The following is a 20292-nucleotide window of genomic DNA, read 5'->3' as shown; positions in this document are numbered from 1 at the left end:
TTTGTGAGTAATCATAGCGAGTGATTGTGCGTTACTCATCAAACCAACATTCGTCGATGTGAGAGGCGAGTTCTTTTTCTTCTTGGCGTTGTTCGATGGCTCGGCGAGCTCTAAGCGCACGGCGCGTTGCGAGTTTTTTGCGGGAAAGTTTTTCTTCTTCTTCAAAACCCACTAGCAGATCGAATACTTCAACCTGGGTTTCGTTAAGGTCTTCAGTTTTATGCAGCATAGTAAGCTCCTGATCTTATCTTAACGGTCAGAAGGCCCATCGAGCGAAGCAGTATCCATTATGCTGTTTAAGGCATAAATCCTTCGCTCCTCTATGAGGGGCTCTGGTGAAGTTGCTTAATAGAAAAATATCTACCAAACACGCTTTTTAATACAGCCTTATCCCTGTTTTATAATAGCTCTGAACAAATATCAAACAGTTTTCGGCGAATTCCGAAAGGAATATTAAAAAGCCTATGTTGCAAAAGGGTGAAGAGAAGATGTCACAAATGTGACAGAAATAGCTTAATCTTCGTCCACATCATCAGTAGGACGAGCGCTTGGGCGCTTGTCGTTTTGACGCAAAGATCTGAGGCTACGTTTGATAGTTTTGAGATGATCAACCAGCCCAGGTCCTAGCTTCATAGCTACACCAACAGCGAGTACATCAATAACAACCAGATGGAGTACACGGGATGACATCAGTGTGCTTAGATCTTTATCTTCTTCTAGGTCGATATGGATCGGAATGCTCGCAAGATCTGCTAGAGGTGTATCACTTGGGCAGAGTGCGATAACGGTTGTGCCGGTTTCTTTTACCAGTTTTACCGTATGCAAAAGGTCTTTTGTTCGACCTGTCTGAGAGATAGCCACAACGACATCCCGATCATCAAGCGATACCGCTGAGATAGCTTGCATGTGCGGATCGGAATAAGAGGTGCTGGAGACCTTCAAACGGTGAAATTTATGCGCGGCGTCAGTACAAACAGGAGCCGATGCACCAAAGCCATAGAACTCGACGCGACGAGCCTTAGCTAGCGCAGCGATCGCGCGTTCAACTGTGTTGGTATCTAATTGCTCTTTGATATTGAGCAAATTACCAATCATGGAATCGAAGATCTTTTCCTTAAACTCAGTCACAGTGTCTTTTGAGTTTAGGGAAAATTGCTCGAAGTGATTATTACTGGCTAAGCCTTGAGCTAAGGTAAGTTTGAAGTCTTGGAAGCCGTCGTAGCTAAGGGCACGACAAAAACGAACCACGGTTGGTTCACTGACATTGGCTTCAGATGCTAGATCAACAATACGCATATGGATTACTTCATTAGCGTGAGCTAAAACATAATCCGCAACTTTTTGCTCTGACTTCCTTAAGTTTTCACGCGCTTGCGCAATCGACTTAAGCAGATTGAACGAGTTCAACCCTACACCTCACTTAGCACTTATAAATTAATACTACAGTTTTAAGTATAACAACCTTCTGACGCTCAGATCATCATTTGTCGTAAATTGCGGAGTGAAAAATCGCATGTTATTTTCGTTTAAAAAATAAATAAGGTTTCCCTGTGAAACGTCGTAAGTTTATTCAGCAAGCAGGTTCTCTGCCCATTGCCGCCGCGTTAGCGACTGCTCCTCAAGTTAGCAATGCCGCACTGATCCCCGAATTTCGTTGGAGTATGGTCACTACTTGGCCTAAAAACTTCCCGGGGTTTGGCATGGGGGCTAATTTTCTCGCCAACTTAATCAATGAAATGAGTGGCGGCCGTATCCAGATATCGGTTTATGGTGCCCATGAAAAGGTCGCCCCTTCTGAAGTATTTGAAACGGTCTCTCAAGGCGAAGCTGAAATGGGCCATGGCGCTGCATTTTATTGGCAAGACAAAGTGCGAGCTGGGCAGTTTTTTGCGGCGGTACCTTTCGGCATGACGGCGCAAGAGATGAATGCTTGGTTGTATCAAGGGAGAGGTCTTGAGCTTTGGCAGGAGCTTTATGCAGAATACGACCTGATCCCTGCTGCTTGTGGCAATACCGGCGTGCAGATGGGTGGCTGGTTTAACCGCGAAATTAACAGCATTGATGATTTTAAAGGTCTTAAAATGCGTATCCCCGGTTTAGGTGGGGAGGTAGTGAAACGTCTCGGAGCTGAGCCTGTATTGTTATCGGGTGATGAGATATTTCGCGCATTGGAACAGGGTGAGATTGAGGCTGCTGAGTGGGCTGCTCCCTACAATGATGTGGCATTGGGTCTTTATAAAGTGGCTAAATATTACTACTACCCCGGTTGGCATGAACCCGGCACAACCATCGAATGTATCGTCAATAAGCAAGCGATGAACCAGTTGCCGAAAGATCTGCAATTGATAGTGACTAACGCCATGAAAGTGGCTAATCAAGAGATGTTGGCAGAGCTAACTGCGAAGAATCACCGTGCCTTAGAAGTGTTGTTAAAGGTGCATAAAGTCGAGTTACGACAATTTCCTGAAGAGGTGTTGGAACAACTACGCGTGGTCTCGCATGAAGTGATCCAAAAAGAGCTAGAAAAAGATCCTAGAGCAGTCAAAATTTACGAATCCTTTGAGAATTTTCGACAGCAGGCGATGGCTTGGCACGATATCTCAGAGCGCGCTTATATGCTGGCGCGAGAATAGCTACAGATTTCACTGCAATTAGCCGCAAAACCGGTACAATAAACACTTTCCAATAGTTCAGGTGGATTAGATGTCTGATCAGCGCTTTGACAAAGAGTTCTACGATCTTAAAGATTGGCAGTTAGCGGCCTACTGCGCTGCTGTCTCAGAACGCATGTTCCCTAATTTTGCTCTGTTTGCTCGTTTGATGGAGTTTGGTGATGTCAGCAAAATGCGTCAAATTCTGGATGCAGTCTGGGATCATCTGAACAATACCGGCGCAAAAATGAACTTCGAAGTTCAACTGGATAAGGTAGAAGAAAATATGCCTGATCTGGATGAGTTCGACATGTACGGCGCGTCTCCTGCTTTGGATGCGGTTGTTGCACTATTCTCTACACTTAACACCGTAATCGCTGCAGATGCCAGCGAAGTTCTGACTGTTGCCAATATGTCTCGTGAGTCGGTGGCGACGTTTATTGAACTAAACGCGGATGATCAGATCTCTGATGATGAGCTGGTTAGATTCATCAATACACACGACCTAATGGTACAAGAAGATGATTTCCAAGCGGATATCCTAGAGATCATTCAAGATGACTTGCCACGTCGTGATGCATTGCAAGAGCTACGTGAACTAGCGCATAACGACGGTTACAGTAATCTCGGCATTAGTGATAGCGAATAGTTCATGCTTCGAATTGGTTTAATACTTCTGATTTTGCCATCCGTTGCTTTGATGGTTCTTTTCTATGTCGATCAAAGTGCAGTTGATGCGTGTTTAGATCTGGGTGGGTCATATAACTATGATCTGGCTGAATGTGATCTTGAGCAGGAACACCCTTTCAAACCTTTATTAGTGAGGCACCCATTGCTAGTGAATGGCGGCATGTTGCTATCGGTTGTGGGTGTATTTATGTGTATGAAAGGACTGCTTTGGCGTCCACGTAAGGAAGCCTGATGGTTAAAAAGATTATTTGGGGAATTCTTTTACTGCTCGTAGCGGGTATTTTCTTGGCTTGGCTAACACAAGATAAGTGGTTGCCGGGTTGGAATCAGGAGCTTGCTGATCAGAATAACGAATTTCAGCAAAGAGGGCTGGTGTTAGGTCAAAAGGCCGACCAACAAACCTGTTTAGAAGAAGCGTTGAGTAGCTTTAATCAATGCTCAGGGTTTAGTTGTACGATTAAACACGGCAAATTCTTAAAAGCTTGTCTAAAAAATGCATCGCCAAGTGAAAACTTCTGTAAGGATGTACCTGAATTCCGCGAAGAGCGTACCGAAGATGATAAGTCATGGGCGCGCCACGCCTGCTGGAGTCGGGATGTCAGAGGCGAAGGTTGTCGCCTTCTCATGCGACAACAGCAGTTATTTTGCAGCGAAAAGTAATGAAACGGACCAAAAGGTCCGTTTTTTTTAGTTGCTATCTTAATTTAAATAGTTCTAACATAAGCCCCGCACACTGATAGCGCACAGAGGTTTTATTCGTCTAATAAAATCTGTAGTGTATATAGACAGACGTTTTTTTAGACGTCACTAATAAAAATAATAAATTCAAGAGTAGAGATGGAGACTGGCAACTGCATTTTTTATGCTGTGGGTTGCTAGTACTAGCTTATGGAAGTCATGTGTTACTGCAATGGTAGTTCACAGCGAGTTAGTTGTGAGGCTGCAGCATTAATGAAACAACCGTCGTGTATTATCCCGCGTTCGTCTGGGATAGCTCAGGGCAGTTTTGATAATTTGGGTGATATTGATCATCCGACTCCCCCTCGACTTTTAGCATATCCCACTTCATCTGTAAGGGTATGGGGCTGATATGCTGATAGGTTCAATAGGTTTTCCTAACGATCAGCGGGTTAAGCTGGAAAAGATTTTCAAGCTGTCTAAACAGACCCGTTATACGTTGGTGACTCCCGATTTTTCTGAGCTTCCTGATCTGTTGCTCGTATTTGGATTTGACCTCTCTCTATACCCTGAATTAGCGGAAATTCCTCAAAGTTACCATGCCCGCATCATTTTGGTCGGACGTGGTAAGCCTGAAAACGAGGAATATGCTCATCTTGGTTACCCTCTGGTTTCCTCTCGTGTTTTGCGTGCCTTAGATAAGATGACGCGCGAAAACGAAGAGATGGATCTTGAGTCCGCTAAACAGGAGCAACAGGAAGATACTTTCAGTAAATACACTGCACCTGAGCCTAAGGAAAGTGCCGCAGTTGAAAGTGGTCGAACCAGTTATCAGGTATTGGTAGTGGATGATAACGATGTGATGCAACAGGCATTAAATGCCGAGTTACAGCAGTTACCACTACCAGTTAACGTGCACTTTGCCGGTTCTGGCGAAGAAGCACTCGCGAATGTAACAGATCATAGTTATGACTTTATTTTTCTGGATGTGGTTATGCCCGGCATGGACGGGTTTGAAGCCTGTACAGAGATGCGTAAACGTCCAGATTTAAAGAAAACCCCAATCATAATGCTGACCTCTAAGACTTCACCTATGGATGAGGTGAAAGGAATTATGTCGGGCTGTTCCACTTATCTGACCAAGCCAATCGTGCATGAAGAGTTTCAGAAGGTGATCGGCCGAGTATCCAATTGGGTTGATGAATTTCAGAAAGCGTAAGTAAACGGAGCTATCCAGTGAAAAAAGTATTGGTTGTTGAAGATGACCTAGTTCAGCAGAAGCATATTTGTACAGTATTGGCTTCTTGCGGTGTTGAAGTAGTCGCTGCCAACGATGGTAAGCAGGGTCTTGAAAAGGCAAAGACGGAAAATCCAGATCTGATTTTTATGGATATCGTCATGCCAGAAATGGATGGTTACTCTGCCTGTCGTCAGATCACGTCTGATGAAGCAACAAAACATATTCCAGTAGTGATTGTATCTAGTAAAAACGAAGAGGCTGATAAAGTATGGGCGCAGCTACAAGGTGCGACAGCCATGGTTTCCAAGCCCTTCACTGATGCAGAACTAATGGCACAAATTTCTGCGTTAACTTGAGAAATAAGCGATGGATGCTCAGCTAACAACAAATATAAAAGCGGATGATCAGCCTAGCATTCACCAGATCCGGCATGGTTTTGAGATCGGTAGTTACCAACTACTTATCTCGGAACTGACCCGGGCAGAGGTAGCGAAAGCGCCCTCAATTTGTTCGATCCCATCTACACCAGACTGGTTCGCCGGATTTATGAACCACCGTGGCGAAACGGTGCCTGTTTACGATCTGAATAGGTACCTACAAATCTTAGATGGCACCACAGCCCCGCAATCTTGGGTATTGCTGATCGATGATCATCCGAAGACCGTTGGTGTCTTATTGACACAACCACCTCAAAGTATCACGGACCCAGTTTTACTGGATCAAGCATGTGGGGATCTGCCTGATGTTATCCGTCAGGCAGCGGGACAGGTATATGAGCATCAAGATCGGCACTGGGTCGAAATTGATCATCACCGGTTGTTCCTAGCCTTGAAGAAACAGTTTTAAAAGTACGGAGTGAGCTATGCAGTCTTTTTGGGAATTTAAGAACATTAGGATACCGATTAAGTTCGCAATCGTATTAGGATTGCTCTGTGCCGGTCTGTTCTTTATGAGTGCGTCCTACTACCAGACAATCGTTCTGCAAGAGGAAGCAAAACAACGCTCTCAAAACCTAAATAGCTTCTTGCTACTTGTACGAGATATACAGGAGAGTGTGGCCGAGGCTCGTTTCCAAGAGAAGAGTTTTCAGGTATCGAAGGAGATGGATCGTCTATCCATCTATAACGATGTAATGGCGAAGCTGGATAAAGATATCCTGAGCCTTAAAGCCTACCTTCGAACAGACAAAGACAAACAGCTGGTAGAGCAGTTCCAAGTCATTATGGATCAGTATCAGGACGTATTCTATGACGCTTCTGAAACGGCAATCCAGATCGGTGTAAATAAGAATGAAGGCCTATCAGCAGAGATCCGTACTCTAATTTCCGAGACTGAACCACTGGTTTTATGGATTAACCGTAACTGGGTTCGTGATCAGCTATCTGTTGTACAAACCGATATTGATGAATATATCGCTACCGATGGTCGAGATGTTGACTTAGAGATTATTAAAACAGATCTATACACCATTAAACGACAGATTCAAACGGCCCACCTAGACTCCAGCAAAGTTAAATCTCTATCCGATAGCCGCGCATCTGCCTCAGGAAATATCGAGCAGATTGAGTTATTGGTAACTGAATTAGCCGAAGCGATCGAACGTAAACAAACACAGTTTGCCAGCCTGCAAGAGATCATCGACAAACTGTCTCCAAAAATTGATGAAGTAACAGAACTAGCTGCAAGCTACAAAGTACAAAACGACTTGTTGATCGCAGATGACACAACCGAGATGGCGACCTACTTCTTGATCTCTATCGGTTTGATGATTGTGGCGATGGCCATCTCCCTATCCATCATCAAATACGGTGTGATCGACCCACTGAAAACTATCCAGAATGCGGTAGATAAAGTACGTGAAGGCGATGTGGAAGCGCGAAGCGGCTTGGACACGCAAGACGAATTGGGTCAGCTCTCGAGCGTATTGGATAACATGCTTGATGAGAAAGAGAACGCCCTTCAAGTTAAGGAACAAGAGAACCAACGTCTTAACAGCTCGATCATTACTTTGATCCAGAACGTATTCCAGATCTCCCAGCGAGACCTAACGGTACGAGTACCTGTAGCAGAAGATGTTACCGGTGCGGTATCTGACTCCATCAACCAGTTGGTAGAATCGATCGAGTCGGTATTGCAGGAAGTAAACAGTGTATCTACCCGTGTAAATAATGCATCGGTTCAGGTGAAATCTCAGTCCGAAACCGTATTGAGCTATGCGGAACGAGAGAAAGAGGAGATTAGTGAAACATTGAACGGTTTGGACTCCGCAATCCGTGCAATGGAATTGATCTCTAAACTGGCGGTACTATCGAACAACGCATCTCAGAAAGCGATCAAGACCTCTGAAACGGCGATGGACTCGGTATCTCAGACCATCGACAGTATCAATAAAATCCGCCAGACCATCCACGAGGCGGAAAAACGTATCAAACGTTTGGGCGAACGTTCTCAAGAGATCGGTGGTATCGTCAACCTGATCAACAACATCTCGGAACGTACCCACGTACTATCCCTTAACGCGAGTATGCATGCGGCGTCAGCCGGTGAAGCGGGTCGTGGTTTGATGGTGGTAGTAGACGAGGTACAACGTCTGGCGGAGAACTCCCGTGAAGCGACCTCCGAGATCGAATCCCTAGTAAACAATATCCAGCTTGAGACATCGGATACGATTAACGTAATCAACAACGTAATCACCGACGTAGTCGAGGGCACGCGCCTAGCGGAAGAAGCCGGTGAGCGTATGGACGAAACCCGTGCCACAACTCAAACGCTGGTAGATTCCGTAGTACGTATCGCCCACAGTTCAGTTAAACAGGCGAAAGTAGCGGAAGAGCTACGTACCCGCGCAAACAGCATTAACGAAACCACTCAAGCGACCAACGCCGAAATGAAACAGCAGGCTCAGCTATCCGATGAGCTGGTAGACGCGGCCGACGAGCTTCAGAAGTCAGTTAGTGTATTTAAACTCGCTTCATCCTGAGAATAGGTGGGATAGAGATCAATGTTTGATCCTAAACTAGCCATCGAGTGGCTGACAGCGAAGCAGAAGCTTTGCCTGAAAATGGAGCTGCCTCTAACGGAATTGGTGGTCGAGCTGTATGAGTATGTCGACCAGTTCAGTGAGCATAACCTTACCGGGCTATCTGACTTTCTAGCGTTGTATGCTGAACTGTTGGAGTCTTTGGATGAGACTGAACTAAAGCAAGCCGAAACGGTGATGACAGAGATGTCGGATGAACTGCAGGGCTTGTTTTCTAAATCGCCAGAGGACGTCGCGCTAGGCTTAGTGACTTTATTGCAACGTGACGATTGGCCAGAGCCTGTGGCTGTAGAAGACGCTGATTTCCTACTCGAACTTTTACAGAGTGATAGTCGCCAACTGCAACCACAATTACAGGTAAATGATGCTGAACAGCTTGAGGAGACTGTAGAAGTTGATGAGTTGAATTCATCTGAGACCGATTCAGAATCACCTAACCATCCGGTCGCGGTTGAGTCGGTTGAGCTGCTAGGGACTATAGCTGCTGCACTACCCGATCTCGCTGAAGAACAATCTGACCAACTCTATGATCTGATTGATCGTTGCTCCGAAGAGGATTTAACCGGTCTGGCAGATACGTTGGCGCTATATGGCGAGCTACTTCAGCAGTTGGGCCAGCTGGAAGATACCCAGATCGCTTCGCAGTTAAGCTCAACACTGATAAACCTTCTACAGAGCCTAGATCCTCAGCAGATCGAGCCAGCACTCGAATTGATGAAAGCTCCTGATTGGGTAGAACCCGTTGCCGATGAAGATGCTAGCTTCCTGATCGAATTGTTACAGAGTGATTGTAAAACCTTAGCGGGTGATACAGCACAAGCTATCTCTGCTGATATAGAAGACGCTGCAGCAGAATATGAAGCAGCGAATAATCAAATAGAATCTGTGATATCTACTGAGCAATGTCTGCCAGAACTTGTGTCATTGCTTCGCCAAATGGCGGCGGATATCACCCTATTTGAATCCGAATATACTGATCGGTTCTACGATTTAGTCGATCGCTATTCCGAAGAGGATTGGACCGGTATCGCTGATATGTTGGCCCTATATGGCGAACTATTGCAGCAACTAGAAGAACTCGATGGCACTCAAATCGCGACCAAGCTCAATAGCGCTATTATTCGCCTGTTAGAGCAGCCGTGCGAGCAGAATATAGATTCACTACTGGCACTTATGAGCGATTCAGTATGGGTTGAGCCGTTACCGGAAGAGGACGGTAGCTTCCTTCGCGATCTGTTAATGGATGATTGTCAGAAACTCAGTTTGTCTTCGGATCAAGACGTACAAAGTGAATTGCTGGAGCAGCCGATTGAAGCGGATCTGCCTCCGCTTCTAAAGACAGTTCCACAAAGCAATATTGCTCATCAATTACCTGATTTACTGCCCTTACTACAGAAGATGGGTGAAGACCTTGATCGTTTTGAAGAGCTGCATTCTGATCCATACTACGAGTTAATCGATGATTACTCTGAGGCCGATTGGACCGGTATTACCGACATGTTGGCGCTGTACGGTGAGCTATTACTGCAAGTTCCCGAATTATCAGAGCAGGCGATAGCAGAGCAGCTACATCAAGCGATAGGAAATCTATTACGGTCAGCTGAAGATCAACAGATTGAACCTGTATTGAGTTTGATGGTTGAGTCGAGCTGGTCAGAGCCTGTATTGGCTGAAGACACCGAGTTCTTAAAACCATTACTGGCGCAAGATTTAGAGCGGTTACGCTCAGATATTAACGCAAACGACCCATCTGATGAGCAAGCTGGCACCGTTGACGCGCTGGTTTCTGACGATGAACCAAGCATTGCGATTCTGCCTGAGCCACCGACTTTCTGCGAGATTGACCAGACCGTGTTGGAGCAGGGGAATGCTCAAGTGGACCCTGCGGTAGTCACAATGCTGTCGCAATCAGTCCAGCAGCTATCCGATCAGTGGCTGCAGACGGAGATAGAGCCATCAACGCTAGAAGAGAGCATCGATGGTCTAGAAACGGTTATTCGTGCGCTCCAGACTATTAACCTCAACGGCGCCAAAGTGCTGGTTGAAGGTTTAATTGCGAACTTAAGTTATCTACAGCAGCATCAGATTCCGCTACTAGAAGACAAAATTAACGCAGTTTATAACGCCCTTAACTGCTTACTGGATTACTTCTCTGATCTCGGAGCTGCAGAGCATCAACAAGCACTGTTAACAGCTTTCAGTCATGAATCCCTACCTTGCAAGCCTACGGCTGACGAAACTAAATACATTACCGATCTATTCGCGCTAGCTTCGCTGCAGACCAGCGAAGATCTGGTACGTGAGGAAGCGAAACCGGAAGACGTTGAGTTGCATGAATCCGGGGAAATTGATCGTCAGTTATCGGATATGCTGCACAACGAACTACCCACGCTGTCGGATGAATACTTAGACAGTATCCAGCAGCTGTTGGATCAGGAGCACAAACCAGCATTGCGCAGTGCCCAACGTGCTGTGCATACCTTGAAAGGCCTCGCCAATATGGCGGGTATCAAGGGTTTGGCTAACTTGGCTCACCGTCTAGAGGATGTATTAGAATTCTTAGCGGATCAGGATCAGCTACCTACAGGTAGTTTGAAGGATGATCTGTTTGAGGCGTCTGATTGTCTAGCAGCAATGGCAGAGGCCATCACCGCAGGCGGAAATGCGCCTGATAATGCGCTTTCGACGCTTCAGTTGATGATGGATTGGGATTACCGCCTTAAAACAGAAGGTGTGGACGCTCTTGATAAAGAACAAGAACGTACCGCTGTAGAACCGGCGGTTGCAAGTGCTGATGATTCTGCTGATCTGGCTGAAAACACTCAAACGAGTGAAACAGAGGCTCCTAAAGCAGACTCCGCTCGAGAAGAGAATCAGGTCTTCCGAGTACCGCGTACCGTATTGGATACACTGTTCCGTTTGGCGGGTGAATCAAGCACGTTGAACGCCCAGCTTGATGAAGAGGTGACTCAGCTACGCGGCTTTACTCGAACGAACCGTGAGCGCCACCGTAACTTGCAGCGTGTCCTCTTTGAATTGGAACAACAGTTCAGCGAACAGATGAATTTACAGCCTCATCTGGATGAAAACGCGGATGACTTCGATCCACTCGAAATGGACCGCTATAACGAAATGCACACGACAATCTCACGTGTGCAAGAGGCTGTAGCCGACGTGCGTGAGGTTACTCAGGAGATGGAAGGACATATCCATAGCTTGAGTACACTGCATATCGCGCAATCCAGCTTGCAGAAAGAGACCCTCGACAATGTCTTAAGTACACGACAAGTCGAAGTCAGTACGATCTCTTCACGTTTACAACGTATCTTGCGTCAGGTGTGCCGTTCTACCGGTAAAGAAGCGCGTTTAATTATTCAAGGTGAAGATACGCTGGTGGATAGCAATATCTTGAACCAGCTAGCTGACCCGCTGATGCATATCATTCGAAATGCGGTCGATCATGGTTTAGAAAGTACAGGTTTAAGGCGTCAACGAGGGAAGCGAGAGCAGGGTACGATTACCCTCGGCTTCAGTCTTCATGACGGTCAGATCGAAGTAAGTTGTACAGATGACGGTGATGGCATAAATACCCAGCGCGTATTAGCAGTGGCCCACGAGAAGAAATTGATCGAGCCGGATCTACCACTGAGCTCGGATGATGTTTACCGACTTATCTTGATTCCAGGTTTCTCCACCCGCGATCAGATCAGCCAGTTGTCGGGTCGTGGCATTGGTATGGATGTAGTGTATCAGCAGATCCTGCGTCTACAGGGTACTTTAGATATTCAATCCTCTGCAGGCGAAGGTACCTCCTTTACCTTGGCGATGCCGGCCAGCTCATTGATGGTTAAAACCTTATTGGTTCGCTGCGGTAAGCAGGTATTTGCATTGGCAGGGCATGGTGTTGAGCAAAGCTTAATCTCGTTGGATGGTAAGTTCCAAGAGACAGAAGAAGAGCTGTGCTTTATCCACGAGGGTGAGAGTTACCCAGTGTTTATGCTGGAAAATCTTCTGCATCAACGCAAGCATCTCTATCTTGAACCAGGTGCAGTACACCCTGTACTGATCGTTAATATGGCCCAAGGTGAGCGCGTGGCTGTTTTGGTGAAAGAGATCATCGCTCACCGAGAACTGGCCTTTAAACAGATGGGCGAATATGTACCGGATTTGCCGGGTATTCCGGGCCTAACTATTCTTGCCAACGGTGAAGCGGCGCCAATCGTCGACTTACCCGCCCGTATTCGCCATCAACGAACCACCTTGTCTGACCAGCCTGTGCTACTAGACAATGAAATAGATATAGAACTTCCACGCCTGCTGGTAGTGGATGATTCTTTGAGTGCGCGGAAATCCCTTGAGACCCTGTTGAAAGACACAGGCTATGAAGTGATGACGGCGATAGACGGTTTGGATGCATTGAATCAGGTGCGTAAGCTCCAGCCCGATTTGATTCTAACCGATATGGAGATGCCTCGAATGGGAGGCGTTGAATTATCGACCATCTTGAAAAACCGTGAAGAAACGGCTCATATCCCAGTGATAATGATCACCTCACGATCGACGGATAAACATAGATTAGAGGCAACGGATGCAGGAGTCGATGTGTATCTGACCAAACCATGGTCAGAAAACCATTTGTTAGATCAGGTGGAGAGCTTATTAGCTGAAGCTTGCGTCTAAAAAGGAGTATCTGATGCGTTTAATTCGTTATGTTTTGATGAGTTTTCTCTTTCTCAGTGGTCACAGTGCTGCTGAGATTACCTCGATTGAGCATGCCATAAATACAGCGTCTCACCAGAGTATGCTGACTCAGCAGATGCTGAAGGACTATATGCTTATTGGTTTGTCTGTGCGTGGCCGCAAGGCAGAGCAAGAGTTAGCTGAATCGATCGACGATTATGAAGAAACTCAAAAACTGATTTTGGATTACGCCAAAACGGATGCAGAGAAACAAGCTTTAAAGCGTGCAGTTGAACAATGGGAAGTGGTTAAGCCGCTCTACCTTGCAAAGCCATCACGTGAGAAGGCAACCGAAGTACGACAAGCAACCGAGCTGCTACTGCAACAGTGGAGCGCGGTCACAATGGAGATCGTTGAAAATAACGACAGTCGCTTCGGTAAAGTAATCAGCACAGCGGGTTTTGTCCGTATGTTGGCCCAACGAGTTACTAGCCACTACGCACTTCGTGCATGGGGCTTTCAAGATGAATACAGCGAAGCCTTTATCAGCTCGCTGCAGCTATTTGAACAGAACAGGTCAGAACTAGAAGGCGACCCGCTTAATAACGCTCAGATCAAAGCTGAATTAAACAAAATCCAACGCGACTTCAAACGCTTTAAAGGCCTATCAGATACAGCATCTGATAAAGGTCGTTTGGCCTTAGTGGTGAGGTCTGCAGAAAAGATCACTACCAGTATGGATAAAGTGACCGCGATGTATGTGTATCAGGGCTTGAGCTTTTAATAGTTATTGAAAGTTAGCCATCAGGGGGTAATAACTAAGTTATTGCCCCTTGTTCAGATCAGCCCATACATGTTCAACTTTCTGTACATTACAGAATGTCTTTCCTATACTTGTACTATTAATTGTACAGGTAATGCTTTATGAAAATTGTTTCCTTCACCGAAGCGCGTAATGGCTTGAAGGCTGTTTTGGACGGTGTGGTTAATGATGCGGATACAACTGTTATTACTCGGAGGGATTCCGAAGATGCGGTGGTCATGTCATTAGATTACTACAACAGCTTAATGGAGACTGTTCACCTTCTGCGTTCCCCTAAAAATGCTGAACACTTAGATCGGTCAATTGCACAGTATCGAGCGAGTCAGACTAAGGAGCGTGAGTTGATTGATGAGTAATCCAAGACTTTTATCATGGACCGATGAAGCTTGGGGGGATTATCTCTATTGGCAAACCCAAGATAGAAAAACACTTAAACGTATCAATAAGCTCATCATAGACTCTAAGCGTTCGCCTTTTGAGGGCATAGGTAAGCCTGAGCCTCTAAAGGAAAATCTAGCAGGTTTTTGGTCTCGCAGGATTGATGATACAAACAGGCTTGTTTACGCCGTTGATGATCAAGCTATCACGATCATCTCTTGTCGTTATCATTATTAGACTTTGACGATTAGTGAGCAGGGTGCAATAGTGAAACCTATTGCACCACTGTTAGGTGTATTCAGATAGTAAGAACTAACTTACCTTGAGTTCTACCAGATCTGCTGGCATCAAAAGCATCGCCGACGTTTTCAATCGGATAAGTATCTGCTAGTTGTAGCTGCAGCTTACGGTCGGCATAAAGGCCTGCTAAGCGATCTAGCTGTTCGCTATTCGCTTCTACACGGATAGGCTCCACTTTCACCTTCATCGCTTTACCCGCCGCGATAACCTTATCCTTGGTCACTGATGGCAGTGTTACTAGAGTACCGCCAGGCTTCACGCAGTTAAGCGCTTCGATACCGATCTCACCGCCCATACCATCAATAACCAGATCGACGTTGTCGATATGATCGGTGATTTTGTCGTTGTGGTAATCGATCACTAGATCTGCGCCGAGTGATTTCAAGAACTCATGGTTTTTAGCCGATGCAGTCGTTGCAACGCGCGCGCCCATCCATTTCGCTAGTTGAATCGCTAAGTGACCGACACCGCCAGCACCTGCCAGAATCACCACTTGCTGGGATGCCTGTAGGTGGCCTTTATCAAATAGCGCCTGCCATGCAGTTAGACCTGCTAAACCTAAACCTGCTGCCGCTTCAACTGGTAGGCCTTCAGGGCGAAGGCTAATCTGATCTGCTGGAGCTGCAATATACTCAGCAAAGCAGCTTGCTGCTTCAGGGAAGCGGATTAAACCGAATACTTGATCACCGACACTAAATTCATTGACATCATCGGCAACGGCTTCAATCGTGCCCGCAAACTCCCAACCCGGAACAAAAGGTAAATCGCCAATAAATGGTGCTGCTCCGCCGCCAGAACAGGTTTTCCAATCGATCGGGTTTACGCCTGCGGCTTTGTTTTTGACGAGGACTTCACCTGAATTCAGTTCAGGTTTATCCAGTTCGGTATATTTTAAGACGTCGTTGGAACCAAACTGTGAAATTTGTATCGCTTTCATTTACTACTCCAGCAGCTGCGTAATACTAGCGTCGTTAATCTGCGCTATGGTCTGGTGGAAAAATAAGTTGCTCAACCAAGGCAGTGCAGCCGACTACATTGTTTTTTGGTACGCTAGGGAACCGTTTTCGGTTCAAAGGTCATCTGATCAATGAGCCATAAGCATAAAACGGGTTACTTTCTACTGGCAATAAGTAAAGGCGAATGTGATGTATCTGGCAATATTAGAGCAATTTTTATTTTGGGGTGGTTTGCTAGTATTTTTGGTTTCTCTAGCGATGTACGCTGGACGCACCAAAGACTTTAAGTCGCTGGTGGAATTTTGGAAACCTACCATGGACATGACAAAGCGGGAATTTAACGTAAACCGTGTCGGTCTTATGATGATGATAGGTGCTGTGGCGATTAAATTAATTGTATTTTTAACTTACTAAAAGGTAATTATGAAAGGAAATCCAGTAAGAGGTGGAAGCTATGTTTTACGGGGCTTGCAGATGTTGCCAGACCCGGAGATTCGTCCCTTTGTACTTGTCCCACTACTAACCAATATTGTGCTGTTTGTAACCGCGATTTGGTTATTGTTTAGTAACTTTGGCGCTTGGGTCGATAGCTTAATTACAACGTTTCTACCTGATTGGGAGTGGTTGCAGTTCCTGCACTACGTTTTATGGCCAGTGATGGCCTTGTTAGTTATTGTCTTTGTTTATTACGGCTTCTCTATAGTGGCCAATATCATTGCTGCGCCCTTTAATGGCTTCCTATCTGAGAAAGTAGAGAAGCGTCTACGTGGTGATGTAGTCACTGACGATGGTTGGAAAGAGGTGGTAGCGCTGATCCCAAGAGCGATTAGCCGCGAGCTTTCTAAGCTTGCTTATTACCTGCCGCGTGTTTTGTTTCTGTTGGTGTTGTCGTTTATTCCGGTGATTAACCTGATCTCGCCTTTCTTGTGGATCTTGTTCGGCGCTTGGATGATGGCGATTCAGTACTGCGACTATCCGATGGATAACAACAAAGTTAGCTTCAAGAATATGAAGCTGATGTTGAAATCTGATCGCCTAACGTCAATCGGTTTTGGTGGCTTGATTCAACTTGGTATGTTGGTGCCATTATTGAACTTGATCCTTATGCCTGCTGCGGTAGTTGGTGCAACCATCTACTGGGTCGAGGCCCACTCAACAACTGAGATCGATCTGGACCAAAAACGTCTGGAATCGTAAATAAAAAAACGGCCTGCTTTGAGCAGGCCGTTTTATTTTATCTCTTCAAAATAAGTTTAAGCGGAGTGTTCATCTTCCACATGAGACGGTGCGATCATCTCTGTTGGGAAATGGCAGGCAAAGGTGCTGCCTTTCCCTAGCTTACTCTTAATCGTTAGCTGGCCACCGTGACGCGCCAGCACGTGCTTCACAATGGCTAAGCCAAGGCCGGTGCCGCCACTGGCAGAAGAACGACTCTCATCCACTCGATAGAAACGCTCGGTTAGACGTGGCAAGTGCATCGCTTCAATGCCTGGACCTGTGTCTTTTACCGAGAAGTGGCCGCCTTGTTCGTCGGTCCACCAACGAACTTCAATCTTGCCGTTCGCCGGGGTGTAACGCACGGCGTTAAATACCAGATTGGAAAAGGCACTGTGTAGCTCAATCTCTTGGCCGTTAAGGTCAAAAGCGTTGTCGATATCGAGCGTGATCTGATGATCTTTATCTAGTGTTTTCGCCAGTTGCTCCGCATCTTCGACAATATGAGTCAGGATACTGCGGATCTGGATCGGGTGTTCGTCCGATGCTTGATTACTGGCTTCTAAGCGAGAAAGCAGCAATAGGTCTGAAACCAAGTTTTCCATTCGGCGCGCTTGGTTTTGCATAGAGCTCAGACCGCGTAGCAACGGTTTTGGAAGAGCTTGGTCCAAGAAGGTCTCCAAGTACCCCCTAATCACTGTAAGCGGTGTACGCAGCTCGTGAGAGGCGTTAGCAACGAAGTCTTGTCGTGTTTGTTCCAGACGCATCAGACGAGAGACATCACGTGCGACTAACAAACGGTCTTCATCACCAAAACGTGTGATATGGAACTGAATCTGAATATCACTGTGTGCCGGTGACGGCAGAGTAATCGAGTCGTTGTATTGACCGCGTTTGTAATAGCGAACAAAGCGCGGATCACGCAGTAGGTTCATGACCGGCATACCGCGGTCCGATTCCTGATTAAGCCCTAATAGATGGTTAGCAGACTCATTCCACCACTCTAAGTTGTGGTGTCTATCGATGATGATAATGGCGTCGGAGAGAGCAGAAGTAGAGTCCTGAAAGCGCGAGATAATGCTTTTTAAGCGATCTTCGCGCTTTTGACGACCACGCTGTAGGCGTGAAAGCTCATCAAAAAGCTCACCCCAGTGGCCTGTGCATTCTGGTGGTTCCTCTTCCACTTCGGATTGGAACCACTGCATCAAACGATTGAATTGACGTGCCTGAAAGATGGCCCATACAAATAGGCTTAACGCTAATGCCCAACTTGGGTAACCAAGTAATAGCCCCAAAGCAAAGGAGCATCCACTCACCAGCAATAAGCTGGTAAACATCGAGTGGCGGTTTTTGTGCATGGCTTTTCCTTGCTAACTAATCAGGCTACATCGGCAGAGAAGCGGTAACCCGTTCCTCTGACAGTTTGTACCAGATAGTCATGACGCTCGCCAAGTGCTTTTCGTAAACGACGGATATGAACATCAACAGTTCGTTCTTCCACGTAGACGTTACCGCCCCACACCATATCCAGTAGTTGGCCGCGCGAGTAAGCACGATCTTGGTGTGTCATAAAGAATTGCAGTAGGCGAAACTCAGTCGGGCCAAGTTCTATTGGCGACTGATCAGACGTCACGCGATGTGAAATAGGATCTAGGGTTAGACCGTCCACTGTGACTGGCTCTTCAATGCCTTTAGGCGTTGTACGGCGAAGTACAGTCTTTAAACGAGCTACAAGTTCGCGTGGTGAAAAGGGCTTAGTGATGTAGTCGTCTACACCCGTTTCTAGGCCTTTAATTTTATTATCTTCATCGGTTTTAGCCGTGAGCATAATAATTGGGATATCGGCAGTGGTTTCATCTTTGCGCAGGCGTCGTGCAAATTCGATTCCGCTCATGCCTGGCATCATCCAGTCCAACAAAACCATATCTGGCTTGTCATCCACGATCAGGCCGTGTGCTTCTGTGGCATTGCTTGCTTCGAAGCAGTCGTAGCCAGCCATTTCTAGCGCAACAGCGATCATTTCGCGAATTGGCGCCTCATCATCAACAATCAGGACGCGTTTGGATAGAGACATGCGTAATTGCCCTTTTCAACTCAATTTATCGACGCCAATATTAGAAGACAATAGTGTTACACAAATATGACAAACGGTAACAATTCGCCATAAACAGTTAAAAAGTAGCTGATTTTTGGGCGTTTTACAGTAAATCTAAGGCCGCATAATGGCCTGCAAGGCCAATAAAAATCGCAAGGCCAACGTAATGATTATTCAAGAAAGCCTTAAAGCAGGCATCGCGCTCGCGATCTCTAATCAATAGTTGCTGATAGACAAATAAAACGCCTGCCACAGCAAGGCCAACATAGTAGATCCAGCCCAGTTGTAACTTCATTCCCAGTAGTACAAATGTCAGTAGGGTAGAGGCCTGAAGCACACCAATGATCACTTTATCAGCATCGCCAAACAGAATCGCGGTGGATTTGACCCCGATCTTAAGGTCGTCATCGCGATCTACCATGGCATACATAGTGTCGTATGCAACAGTCCACAGCAGCGTTGCTATATAGATCAGCCATGCGTAGGAGGGAACGGTTTCATTTACGGCGGTAAAGGCCATAGGGACCGACCAAGCAAATGCTGCACCTAGCACCACCTGTGGCAGATGAGTATAGCGCTTCATAAACGGATAGCAGGCTGCAAGTAAAAGGCCGCCACCGGATAATAGGATAGTGGTGAGATTGGTAAAGAGTACAGCAATAAACGCGATCAGCATTAGTCCAGCAAATAGCACTAAGGCTTCTTTGGCGGTCACTATACCTGCTGGAATAGGGCGCTGTGCGGTACGTTTTACATGACCATCAATTTTACGGTCAGCAAAGTCATTGATGACACAACCAGCGGAGCGGGTTAGGAAAACCCCAAGGGTAAAGATAATAAGGATGTCATAGCTTGGAACACCTTCGGCAGCAATCCAAAGTGCCCAGTAGGCCGGCCAAAGCAGTAGATAGATCCCAATTGGCTTTTCTACACGCATAAGGCGGCTGTAACCAATCAGTTTTTCTTTGGTCGAAATCGGTGTTGAGGTACTCGGTGAAGCCATGATCAAGCTCTGCTTAACAAGGTTTCGGCCATTCTACCTCTCCAGCTGGTCGCTGGAAACGCTGAGTTAATCTTAACTCGCGATGAGAGCGGTTACCCCCTAGTTTTCTCCTCTGTAGAGAGGAAAAACTGACTTCCCTGTGCAACCGTTCCATCTTGTATCTATAGCTACCGGTTATTACAGCATGATTTGAACCTGATCATCGACAAAGCGAGCAGGCCACACTGGTACGCTGACATCGGGTTCTTCGATGCAGGCACCTGAGCTAAGTGAAAAGTGTTGTTTGTATAAAGGCGATGCCACCATCGGCTCGCCTTGCAGATCGCCGATCAAACCGCGAGATAGCACGTTAGAACCGCTAAACGGGTCGTGGTTACCTACGGCAAAGATCTCGTTCTCATACTCTGGGATATAGAACAGTGCGATCTGTTGGCCCTCATGCATAGCGGCGACGCCAGAATGAGGGATAAGGTCGTTTTTGCTGCACAGATCGATCCATTCAGCGTTGCTATCAACAGTCGTCATAATAAATATCTCCTAATC

21 protein-coding genes are annotated in these 20292 nt (G+C 46.4%); 14 read left to right on the top strand and 7 right to left on the bottom strand.

All coding sequences use genetic code 11. The features are described from left to right. Positions 1-31: 31 nt before the first annotated feature. Together ACMXYW_RS16600 and ACMXYW_RS16595 are read right to left on the bottom strand one after the other, a co-directional pair. Entirely contained in the window at positions 32-229 is a 198-nt protein-coding gene (locus ACMXYW_RS16600) for a PA3496 family putative envelope integrity protein (protein ID WP_415904756.1), read from the bottom strand. A 284-nt stretch (positions 230-513) separates the two neighbouring features. After that, complete coding sequence (locus ACMXYW_RS16595; RefSeq protein ID WP_415904755.1) at positions 514-1407, bottom strand: SIS domain-containing protein; 894 nt, start codon at positions 1405-1407, stop codon at positions 514-516. Between the two features lie 143 nt (positions 1408-1550). Between ACMXYW_RS16595 and ACMXYW_RS16590 the strand changes: the two genes are divergently transcribed. From ACMXYW_RS16590 to ACMXYW_RS16535, 12 genes are all read left to right on the top strand, one after another. Beyond that, positions 1551-2633 carry a TRAP transporter substrate-binding protein gene (locus ACMXYW_RS16590; protein WP_415904754.1) on the top strand — a complete coding sequence of 361 codons (1083 nt, stop codon included), beginning with the start codon at positions 1551-1553 and terminating at the stop codon, positions 2631-2633. A gap of 70 nt (positions 2634-2703) precedes the next feature. Further along, entirely contained in the window at positions 2704-3300 is a 597-nt protein-coding gene (locus ACMXYW_RS16585) for a YjaG family protein (protein WP_415904753.1), read from the top strand. Between the two features lie 3 nt (positions 3301-3303). Beyond that, positions 3304-3573 carry a hypothetical protein gene (locus ACMXYW_RS16580; protein ID WP_415899584.1) on the top strand — a complete coding sequence of 90 codons (270 nt, stop codon included), beginning with the start codon at positions 3304-3306 and terminating at the stop codon, positions 3571-3573. Then, positions 3573-4001 (top strand): hypothetical protein, encoded by a 429-nt coding sequence (locus ACMXYW_RS16575; RefSeq protein ID WP_415904752.1) that lies wholly within the window; start codon positions 3573-3575, stop codon positions 3999-4001. Before ACMXYW_RS16580 ends, ACMXYW_RS16575 begins: the two co-directional genes overlap by 1 nt. 430 nt (positions 4002-4431) lie before the next feature. Beyond that, positions 4432-5238 carry a response regulator gene (locus ACMXYW_RS16570; protein ID WP_415904751.1) on the top strand — a complete coding sequence of 269 codons (807 nt, stop codon included), beginning with the start codon at positions 4432-4434 and terminating at the stop codon, positions 5236-5238. A gap of 17 nt (positions 5239-5255) precedes the next feature. After that, complete coding sequence (locus ACMXYW_RS16565; protein ID WP_415882925.1) at positions 5256-5615, top strand: response regulator; 360 nt, start codon at positions 5256-5258, stop codon at positions 5613-5615. Positions 5616-5625: 10 nt separating this feature from the next. Then, positions 5626-6105 (top strand): chemotaxis protein CheW, encoded by a 480-nt coding sequence (locus ACMXYW_RS16560; RefSeq protein ID WP_415904750.1) that lies wholly within the window; start codon positions 5626-5628, stop codon positions 6103-6105. 16 nt (positions 6106-6121) lie between these two features. Beyond that, the gene (locus ACMXYW_RS16555) at positions 6122-8239 is read left to right on the top strand and encodes a methyl-accepting chemotaxis protein (RefSeq protein ID WP_415904749.1); all 2118 of its coding nucleotides are present in this window, start codon (positions 6122-6124) and stop codon (positions 8237-8239) included. Between the two features lie 21 nt (positions 8240-8260). After that, complete coding sequence (locus ACMXYW_RS16550; protein ID WP_415904748.1) at positions 8261-12979, top strand: response regulator; 4719 nt, start codon at positions 8261-8263, stop codon at positions 12977-12979. 13 nt (positions 12980-12992) lie between these two features. Then, the gene (locus tag ACMXYW_RS16545; RefSeq protein WP_415904747.1) at positions 12993-13763 is read left to right on the top strand and encodes a hypothetical protein; all 771 of its coding nucleotides are present in this window, start codon (positions 12993-12995) and stop codon (positions 13761-13763) included. Positions 13764-13903: 140 nt separating this feature from the next. Then, positions 13904-14158, top strand: a complete 255-nt coding sequence (locus tag ACMXYW_RS16540) for a type II toxin-antitoxin system Phd/YefM family antitoxin (RefSeq protein WP_415904746.1) — start codon at positions 13904-13906, stop codon at positions 14156-14158. Continuing rightward, positions 14151-14417 (top strand): Txe/YoeB family addiction module toxin, encoded by a 267-nt coding sequence (locus tag ACMXYW_RS16535; protein WP_415904745.1) that lies wholly within the window; start codon positions 14151-14153, stop codon positions 14415-14417. Before ACMXYW_RS16540 ends, ACMXYW_RS16535 begins: the two co-directional genes overlap by 8 nt. A 61-nt stretch (positions 14418-14478) precedes the next feature. Here the strand turns inward: ACMXYW_RS16535 and ACMXYW_RS16530 are convergent, their stop codons facing one another. Further along, positions 14479-15417, bottom strand: coding sequence for an NADP-dependent oxidoreductase (locus ACMXYW_RS16530; RefSeq protein ID WP_415904744.1), 939 nt, complete (start codon positions 15415-15417; stop codon positions 14479-14481). 208 nt (positions 15418-15625) lie between these two features. Between ACMXYW_RS16530 and ACMXYW_RS16525 the strand changes: the two genes are divergently transcribed. Both ACMXYW_RS16525 and cysZ read left to right on the top strand, forming a co-directional pair. Further along, the gene (locus ACMXYW_RS16525; RefSeq protein ID WP_415882917.1) at positions 15626-15850 is read left to right on the top strand and encodes a hypothetical protein; all 225 of its coding nucleotides are present in this window, start codon (positions 15626-15628) and stop codon (positions 15848-15850) included. A gap of 9 nt (positions 15851-15859) precedes the next feature. Further along, complete coding sequence (cysZ, locus tag ACMXYW_RS16520; RefSeq protein ID WP_415904743.1) at positions 15860-16633, top strand: sulfate transporter CysZ; 774 nt, start codon at positions 15860-15862, stop codon at positions 16631-16633. A 56-nt stretch (positions 16634-16689) separates the two neighbouring features. On the opposite strand, the gene phoR is transcribed toward cysZ, so the two are convergent. From phoR to nirD, 4 genes are all read right to left on the bottom strand, one after another. Further along, on the bottom strand, positions 16690-18009 hold the full coding sequence (phoR, locus tag ACMXYW_RS16515) for a phosphate regulon sensor histidine kinase PhoR (RefSeq protein WP_415904742.1): 1320 nt from the start codon (positions 18007-18009) through the stop codon (positions 16690-16692). 20 nt (positions 18010-18029) lie between these two features. Beyond that, complete coding sequence (gene phoB, locus ACMXYW_RS16510; protein ID WP_415886324.1) at positions 18030-18725, bottom strand: phosphate regulon transcriptional regulator PhoB; 696 nt, start codon at positions 18723-18725, stop codon at positions 18030-18032. A 124-nt stretch (positions 18726-18849) separates the two neighbouring features. Then, a complete protein-coding gene (gene ubiA / locus ACMXYW_RS16505; RefSeq protein ID WP_415904741.1) occupies positions 18850-19749 on the bottom strand; it encodes a 4-hydroxybenzoate octaprenyltransferase in 900 nt (299 codons plus the stop codon). Positions 19750-19926: 177 nt separating this feature from the next. Beyond that, positions 19927-20274 carry a nitrite reductase small subunit NirD gene (nirD, locus tag ACMXYW_RS16500; protein WP_415904740.1) on the bottom strand — a complete coding sequence of 116 codons (348 nt, stop codon included), beginning with the start codon at positions 20272-20274 and terminating at the stop codon, positions 19927-19929. Positions 20275-20292 lie beyond the last annotated feature (18 nt).

The organism is Neptuniibacter sp. QD48_55 (assembly GCF_047778115.1).
GTDB lineage: Bacteria > Pseudomonadota > Gammaproteobacteria > Pseudomonadales > Balneatricaceae > Neptuniibacter.
This window is presented reverse-complemented; position numbering and strand designations above follow the sequence as displayed.